The organism is Phytobacter massiliensis JC163 (genome assembly GCF_000321045.1).
Taxonomy (GTDB): domain Bacteria; phylum Pseudomonadota; class Gammaproteobacteria; order Enterobacterales; family Enterobacteriaceae; genus Phytobacter_A; species Phytobacter_A massiliensis.
Map to the genome: position 1 here is coordinate 1,517,643 of NZ_HE578945.1, position 7,764 is coordinate 1,525,406.

Sequence of the window (7,764 nt, forward strand, 5' to 3'; positions counted from 1 at the left end):
CATAACGACGAAACCGTCCGGCAGCAGTTTAAGGCTATCCGCGAAGACGACGACGACTCGGAAATGACCCACTCGGTAGCGGTAAACCTCTACCCCGCTACCGCCCTGATGCCCCAGTTGACCATCGTGGTGGTCGATACCATCCCCATCGAGCTTAAGCGCTCCTGGATGGTGTGGAGCTGGTTTATCTATGTGCTGGCGGCCAACCTGCTGCTGGTTATCCCCCTGCTCTGGCTGGCGGCCTGGTGGAGCCTGCGCCCCATCGAAGCGCTGACCAAAGAGGTTCGGGAGCTGGAAGAGCACCATCGGGAAAACCTTAACCCGGCCACCGCCCGCGAACTGACCAGTCTGGTGCGCAACCTTAACCGGCTGCTAAAAAGCGAGCGGGAACGCTATGACAAATACCGCACCACCCTCACCGACCTGACCCACAGTCTGAAAACGCCGCTGGCCGTGCTGCAGAGCACGCTGCGCTCGCTGCGTAGCGAAAAGCTGAGCGTCAGCGACGCCGAGCCGGTGATGCTGGAGCAAATTAGCCGCATTTCGCAGCAGATTGGCTACTATCTGCATCGCGCCAGCATGCGCGGCAGCAGCAGCCTGCTCAGTCGGGAACTGCATCCGGTGGCGCCGCTGCTGGATAGCTTATCCTCGGCGCTGAACAAGGTTTACCAGCGTAAAGGGGTGAACATCAGTCTGGATATCTCGCCGGAGATAAGCTTCGTCGGCGAGAAAAACGATTTTATGGAAGTCACCGGCAACCTGCTGGATAACGCCTGTAAATACTGCCTTGAGTTTGTGGAGATCTCCGCCCGCCAGAGCGAAGAGACGCTGCATATTATTATTGAAGATGACGGCCCCGGCATTCCTGCCGCCAAGCGTGAGGTGGTTTTTGACCGCGGCCAGCGCGCCGATACGCTGCGTCCGGGCCAGGGCGTGGGGCTTGCGGTCGCCCGTGATATTGTCGAACAGTACGACGGGCAGATCATCGCCGCCGCCAGCCCCCTCGGCGGGGCGAAAATGGAAGTAGTTTTTGGCCGCCAGCAGCTGACAAGCGGCGATAATTAACGCGCTTAGCGAAAATAACGCGGCCCGCGTGACGCAGGCCGCCCGCCATCCGTTATACTCCGACTCAAACTCACGTCTGGGGAACCCGCATATGGACTATCACTTAAACCTTAACTGGCCGGATTTTATAGAACGCTACTGGCAAAAACGCCCGGTGGTGTTGAAGCGCGGCTTCGCGCAATTTGTCGATCCGATCTCCCCTGACGAACTGGCGGGCCTTGCCATGGAAGATGAGGTAGACAGCCGCCTGGTCAGCCATCTTGACGGCAAATGGCAGGTAAGCCACGGGCCGTTTGAAAGCTACGACCACTTAGGCGAAAGCAACTGGTCGCTGCTGGTGCAGGCGGTTAACCACTGGCATGAACCCACCGCCGCGCTGATGCGCCCGTTCCGTTACCTGCCCGACTGGCGTACGGACGATCTGATGATCTCTTTCTCGGTGCCGGGCGGCGGCGTGGGCCCGCATCTTGACCAGTATGATGTCTTTATTATCCAGGGGACGGGCCGCCGCCGCTGGCGTGTGGGCGAGAAAACGCCGTTGAAGCAGCACTGTCCGCACCCGGATCTGCTGCAGGTTGACCCCTTCGACGCCATCATTGATGAAGAGATGGAGCCGGGCGATATCCTCTATATCCCACCGGGTTTCCCCCACGAAGGCTATTCGCTGGAAAACTCAATGAACTACTCGGTGGGCTACCGCGCGCCGAGCGGCCGCGAGCTGATAAGCGGCTTTGCCGATTACGTACTGCAACGGGAGCTGGGCAGCCAGCGCTATACCGACCCGGACGTCCCCTCGCGGGAACATCCGGCGGACGTGCTGCCCCAGGAGCTGGATCGCCTGCGCGCGATGATGGTGGATTTGATCAATCAGCCCGCACAGTTTAATGAGTGGATCGGTGAGTTTATCACCCAGTCACGCCATGAGCTGGACGTCACCCCGCCGGAGCCGCCCTATCAGCCGGATGAGATTTACGACGCCCTGAAACAGGGGGACAAGCTGGTTCGCCTGGGCGGACTGCGCGTATTGCGCATCGGCGGGGAGGTGTTCGCCAACGGCGAGCGCATCAACTCGCCGCATCGCCCGGCGCTTGACGCGCTGGCCAGCCATATCGTGCTGGACGCCGCCGCCTTCGGCGACGCGCTGGACGACCCGTCTTTCCTGGCAATGCTGGCCGCGCTGGTTAACAGCGGTTACTGGTTCTTCGAAGATTAATGCCCTCCCCCGGCTCGCGCGCCGGGGGAAAACGCACCGATTAATGCCCGCCCGCACCGGCTTCCACAACCCGTGACGGACGCGGCGCCAGCCAGATGACGCTGGCAGCAATCACAAACGCCACGCCGATGCCCACCATCATCTGATTGGTCGCCAGCATTGAACTCTGACCAATAATCATGCCGTCAATCGCCTGATTCACCGCATCCGGCGGCATGCCGCTGTGGCTCAGCATCTCGCGCACGCTATTATCGCTGTCAACTATCCCCACCAGCTCGGCGTGGTTATAAGTGATGCGATTATCCCAGACGGTAGTCACCAGCGAGGTGGCGAACGCCCCGGAGAGGGTGCGCAAAAAAGTTCATCAGCCCGGCAGCGGAATCCATCTCCCGCTCCTCGACGCTCGCCAGCGCCAGCGTGGTGGTAGGGATAAAAAAGAACGGCAGCGCGAAACCGAGCACCAGCAGCGGGAGAGCCACATCCCAGAAGGCCATATCCGTGTTGGCAATGGCGCGCCAGAACGAGACGCCCCCCATCCACATCACCCCCCAGAACACCAGCTTGCGCGGGTCGAAACGCCCTGCGGCCATCGCCACCAGCGGCGCAATCAGGAAGGAGCTGACGCCGGTCCACGCGGTGGCGAACCCGGCCTGGGTGGCGGTATAGCCCATAAAATTTTGCAGCCAGAGCGGCGTTAACACATTAACGCCGAAGAAAGCTGCAAAGGCCAGGCTGATGGTCAGCACGCTAACCGAGAAGCCACGATGGCGGAAAACCCGCAGATCCACCACCGGCGTCTCTTCATGCCACTCCCAGATAAGGAAGGCGATGAACCCAACCACCGCCACGATACAGAGCGTAATAATGGTGTTAGAGGAGAACCAGTCGAGGTTTTTGCCTTCATCCAGCATCAGCTGCAGCGCGCCAACCCATACCACCAGCAGAACCAGTCCCACCACGTCGATACCGCTACGGGAGAGCTTATCGGTATAGCGTTTAAGCAGGTTCCAGGCGAAAAAGGCGCTCACTCCGGCAATGGGCGCATTGAGGAAAAAGACCCACGACCAGCTGTGATCGTCGCACAGATAGCCGCCGAGGATCGGCCCAATCACCGGCGCAACCATCGTCGTCATCGACCACAGGCCGATAGCAGCAGAGACTTTCTCCCGCGGGAAGATGCGCATCAGCAGCGTCTGGGACAGCGGCATCAGCGGCCCGCCGCTCAGCCCCTGAAACACCCTCGCCACCACCAGAATGCCGATTGAGCCGGAAATGCCGCAAATAATCGAAAAGATCCCAAACAGCACCATGGAGGCAATAAAGACCCGCACCGAGCCAAAGCGCGACGCCAGCCAGCCGGTAAGCGGCACGGTGATGGCTTCCCCCACCGCGTAGGCGGTGATGACCCAGGTCCCCTGGCTGCTTGCCGCACCCAGCGCGCCGGCGATATGCGGCACCGCAACGTTGGCGATAGTCATATTCAGCACGGCGATAAAGTTGGCGGTTGCCAGAATGATCGCCGCGAGCCACAGCGCGCCGCCGGTGAGCGGCTTAATATCCGGCTCTGCAACAGACTGATTCATACCCTCTCCTGTCAGCGTCCACGGGTATCGATTTCAGCGTGCATCGACAGACCAACCTTTAAGGGGTGCTTATCCAGCTCATTCGGGTCAAGCTTAATTCGCACGGGCAGCCGCTGTACTACCTTGATCCAGTTGCCGGTGGCATTCTGCGCCGGGATTGCCGAAAACGCCGCGCCGGACCCGCCGGAGAACCCCTCCACCACGCCGTGATAGGTCACCGCGCTACCGTACAGATCCGCATGCAACTCTACCGGTTGCCCTACGCGAACGCGGGTGAGCTGCACCTCTTTATAGTTGGCGTTAACGTACATATCGCGTACCGGCACCACCGCCATCAGCGGCATGCCCGCCGCGACGCGCTGCCCTGCCTCCACCTGCCGCTTAGCAATGATGCCATCGACCGGGGCGCGAATTTCGGTCCGCGCCAGATCGACGGCGGCCTGATCGCACCGCGCCCGGGCCAGCGCCACTTCCGGGTGGCTCTCAACCGAGGTGTCCGCAATGCGTACCGCGTTGGTTTCCCGCGCGCTCAATGCCGAGGCGTGGTTCGCTTTCGCCTGGCTGGCGGCCGCCTGCTCCGCCGCCAGACGCGCTTTTGCGCTATCCCAGGCATTCTGCGCCTGCGTCAGCTCATCGCCGGAGACCGCGCCGTCCGCCACCAGCGCTTTACGCCGTTTCAGGTCTACGCTGGCGCGGGCAAAATTCGCCTGGGCTACCGCCAGCTGTGCCGCTGCCCGCAACTCATCGGCCTCGCGGGCCTGAATTTGCGAATGGAGGTTGCTGTCGGTGGCAAAATAGCCGCGCACCCGACGGAGGGTGTTTTCCAGCTCCGCATCCGCCTGGGCTTTCGCCAGCCTTGCATCGGTGGGGTCAATCCGCAGCAGCAGGTCGCCCTTTTTCACCGTTTGCGTATCTTTGACCAGCACCTCGCTGACCGTACCGCCGATGGAGGGCGTCACCTGGGTAATTTCTACCGCCGCGTAGGCGTTATCGGTGGCGACAAAATGTGAGCCATAAAAAACCAGTAGCCCCCGGCTACCGCGCCGGCGACGATAACCGCGCCTGCCAGCATCATCAGCTGTTTTTTACGTCGTTGTTGGCTTACGTTAGGGGTTTTAGACATCATCAGATCCTTTTGCTTCATCCTGCGGCTGCTGATAGCCGCCACCCAGCGCGCGCTGTAGCGCGATATCAATAGCGAAGGCGCGCGATTGCGTGATGGCGAGCCGCCGCTGACATTCCAGTACCGAATCCTGGGCGTACAGCACATCGATGTACGTCGCCAGGCCGCCTTCATAGCGTTTGCTGACCACCCGCCAGGCCTCGCTGGCCTCGTTAGCTGCCGTCTGCGCGCTGGCGATTTGCGCGCTCAGCGCTTGCTGGCTCATTCCTGCGCTCGCCACCTCCTGCAACGCATGGGTTAGCGTTGCGTTATAGCGGGCGGCAGCGATGTCATATTCCGCCATCGCGCCGCGCAGTTCGCCGCGCAGGCGACCGCCGCTGAAAACAGGCAGCCAGATAGCCGGCCCGGCATTGCCGAATTTCGACCCCGACTCAATCAGGTTATCCAGTCCCAGCGCCTGGAAGCCGATAAACGCCGTCAGATTGACGTTGGGGTAAAAGGCCGCCTTGCGGGCGCTGACTTCATTCTCCTGCGCCTGCGCCATCAGGCGGGCGGCGACGATATCCGGGCGGCGGCCCAGCAGGTTGAGCGGAAGCTGCGGCGGCAGACCGGGCACGGTATGCAGATTGATTTGTGGCCGTTTAATGGTCAGAGCGCGATCCGGCCCGGCGCCCATCAGACCGGCAAGCTGGTAGCGCGTAAGCTGAATGCGCTCGTCAAGCGCCTGTAATTCGCCCTGCGCGCCAGCCAGCCGGGAGTGCGCAATGTGCAGCGCCGAGCGGGTTTCCATTCCGTTGCGATAGCGCTTCTCAAACAGCGCGGCGGTTTTCTGTCGCGCATCGACGATCGACGCCACGCTGTCGCGCTCCGCGTGGTACTGCGCCAGGTCGGCGTAGGCCATCGCCACGGCGGCGGCAAGCGCCAGCCGCGCCTGGTACTGCTCCGCTCTGGTTGCCTCAACCAGCGAAGAGGCCGCCGCCAGCGACGCGCGGTTTTTGCCCCAGAAATCCAGCTCCCAGGAGAGGTCGAGCGTCGCCTGGCCGTACTCTTTCCAGCCGATCGGCGACATTTCGCGCGGTAGCAGATAGTTATAAGACTGGCGCTGCTGGCTTGCCGTCGCCGCCGCGCTAAGCTGCGGCAGCAACGCCGACCGCGCCTGTTGCCCGCGAGCCTCAGCGCTGCGTAAACGGGCGGCGGCGATGGTCATGTCCGGGGAATTTGCCAGCGCTTCGTCAATAAGCGCATTGAGCTGGCTGTCGCCGTAGCTGCGCCACCACTGCTGCGTTGGCCACCCGGCTTCGGCATTCAGCGGCAGGGTATCGGTCCCGTAGCTTTCGACGGTGTTAAGCGCTGTCTTCGGCGGCGCGTCCGGCAGCTGCGCGCAGCCTGCAAGGCACAGCGCTGCCGCTAGCGGCATCAGCGCTTTACGGCAGGCAACGCGGCGGAAAAATGAAGGTAAGGCACTCTGATCCATGATGGTGATTGTCCCAATATTGAACTGTACTGTACTGTACGGTACAGTTTTGGAGTGTATCAGAGTCATGGTAAAATTGAACAGCCCTTTCTCAGCCGATAAGAATGATGAAAACCAGAACCGAAGCGAAACGACAAAGTATCCTTGATGAAGCCACCCAGGTCTTCCGCGAGCTGGGCTATGAGGGAACCTCAATGGCGGAAATCTGCGCGCGCGTCGGCGGATCGAAAGCCACCCTCTACAGCCATTTCGCCTCCAAAGATGAACTTTTTTTTGCGGTGATGTCCCGGCTGTGCGAGCAGGAGTTCGCCGAAGTGCTTAAGCTGGTAGAGCCGTCGATGCTGGATCAGGATGATATTGCCGCGGCGCTCAACCAGTTCGGTCAGCGTTTTCTGCGTTTTATCTATTCCCCTGACGTCCAGTCCAACCAGCGGCTGGCGATTGCCGGTTCCGGGCGTAACGCGCTGGGCGATCTTATCTATCAGCGCGGGATCCTGCGCGTACAGCAGCTCATCAGCAGCTTTCTGCAGCGGGCAATGGAAAAGGGGCTGCTGCGCAGGGCCGATCCGCATATCACCGCGCTGCATTTGAACGCGCTGTTGCAGGCAGAGCTGACGGACAGGTTTTTATTCCGCCAGCAGGAGAGCGTGAGTGAAGAAGAGGTGCGCCAGGTCACGGCTCGCGCCGTCGAGGTGTTTATGGCAGCTTACCTGCCGCGTTAAGCGCCGCTGGCAGGAAGGGGCTGCCCCCTCCCGTCAGCGCCAGCGCCACGCCTACTCCTGCTTCGCCGTCAGTTCGGCAATGCGCACAATCACCCGCACCGCCTTTTCCATTCCCTCCAGCGTCACGAATTCGTGCTTGCCGTGGTAGTTATAGCCGCCGGTAAACAGGTTAGGACAGGGAAGCCCCATAAAGGAGAGTTGCGCGCCGTCGGTGCCGCCGCGAATCGCTTTCATCTGCGGCTCGATATCGCAGTCCTGCATCGCCTGGCGGGCGATGTCGATAATATGCGGATGCTCAACGATCTTCTCCCGCATGTTGTAGTAGCTGTCTTCAATCACCAGTTCGATATAACAGTCCGGGTGCAGCCCTTTGCCTACCTTTTTGGCGATCTCCATCATCTTACGCTTGCGCGCCTCAAAGGCTTTGCGGTCAAAGTCGCGCACGATATAGTGCATCTCCGCGCGCTCTACGCTGCCTTTGATGCTGGTAAGATGATAGAAGCCTTCGTAGCCCTCGGTCTGTTCCGGGCTCTCCTCTTCCGGTACCAGCGCGTGGATGCGGCTGGCCAGCGTCAGCGCATTGG

At 61.1% G+C, this 7,764-nt stretch carries 9 protein-coding genes; 3 read left to right on the forward strand and 6 right to left on the reverse strand.

Annotated elements, in window-relative coordinates; genetic code table 11:
* A partial coding sequence (gene phoQ, locus ENTHG_RS07495) for a two-component system sensor histidine kinase PhoQ (protein WP_071825821.1) occupies window positions 1–1,065 on the forward strand: 1,065 nt, incomplete at its 5' end.
* 91 nt (window positions 1,066–1,156) lie between these two features.
* On the forward strand, window positions 1,157–2,278 hold the full coding sequence (locus ENTHG_RS07500) for a ribosomal protein uL16 3-hydroxylase (RefSeq protein WP_044177496.1): 1,122 nt from the start codon (window positions 1,157–1,159) through the stop codon (window positions 2,276–2,278).
* Between the two features lie 40 nt (window positions 2,279–2,318).
* Here ENTHG_RS07500 and ENTHG_RS26000 read toward each other — a convergent pair whose 3' ends face one another.
* Genes ENTHG_RS26000 through ENTHG_RS07515 form a run of 5 tightly spaced genes read right to left on the reverse strand, consistent with a single transcriptional unit; the run spans window position 2,319 to window position 6,458 of the window.
* Window positions 2,319–2,633 (reverse strand): hypothetical protein, encoded by a 315-nt coding sequence (locus ENTHG_RS26000; protein WP_237567456.1) that lies wholly within the window; start codon window positions 2,631–2,633, stop codon window positions 2,319–2,321.
* Entirely contained in the window at window positions 2,578–3,861 is a 1,284-nt protein-coding gene (locus ENTHG_RS07505; RefSeq protein WP_237567457.1) for a DHA2 family efflux MFS transporter permease subunit, read from the reverse strand. Before ENTHG_RS07505 ends, ENTHG_RS26000 begins: the two co-directional genes overlap by 56 nt.
* A gap of 11 nt (window positions 3,862–3,872) precedes the next feature.
* On the reverse strand, window positions 3,873–4,820 hold the full coding sequence (locus tag ENTHG_RS07510) for an HlyD family secretion protein (RefSeq protein ID WP_202595294.1): 948 nt from the start codon (window positions 4,818–4,820) through the stop codon (window positions 3,873–3,875).
* 11 nt (window positions 4,821–4,831) lie between these two features.
* Window positions 4,832–4,987, reverse strand: a complete 156-nt coding sequence (locus tag ENTHG_RS25800; protein WP_222860429.1) for a hypothetical protein — start codon at window positions 4,985–4,987, stop codon at window positions 4,832–4,834.
* Complete coding sequence (locus ENTHG_RS07515; RefSeq protein ID WP_202595296.1) at window positions 4,977–6,458, reverse strand: efflux transporter outer membrane subunit; 1,482 nt, start codon at window positions 6,456–6,458, stop codon at window positions 4,977–4,979. Before ENTHG_RS07515 ends, ENTHG_RS25800 begins: the two co-directional genes overlap by 11 nt.
* A 104-nt stretch (window positions 6,459–6,562) precedes the next feature.
* Between ENTHG_RS07515 and ENTHG_RS07520 the strand changes: the two genes are divergently transcribed.
* The gene (locus ENTHG_RS07520) at window positions 6,563–7,180 is read left to right on the forward strand and encodes a TetR/AcrR family transcriptional regulator (RefSeq protein WP_202595297.1); all 618 of its coding nucleotides are present in this window, start codon (window positions 6,563–6,565) and stop codon (window positions 7,178–7,180) included.
* A 51-nt stretch (window positions 7,181–7,231) separates the two neighbouring features.
* Here ENTHG_RS07520 and pepT read toward each other — a convergent pair.
* Window positions 7,232–7,764, reverse strand: a 533-nt coding sequence (pepT, locus tag ENTHG_RS07525; protein WP_122959170.1) for a tripeptide aminopeptidase PepT, incomplete at its 5' end; no start/stop codon positions are given.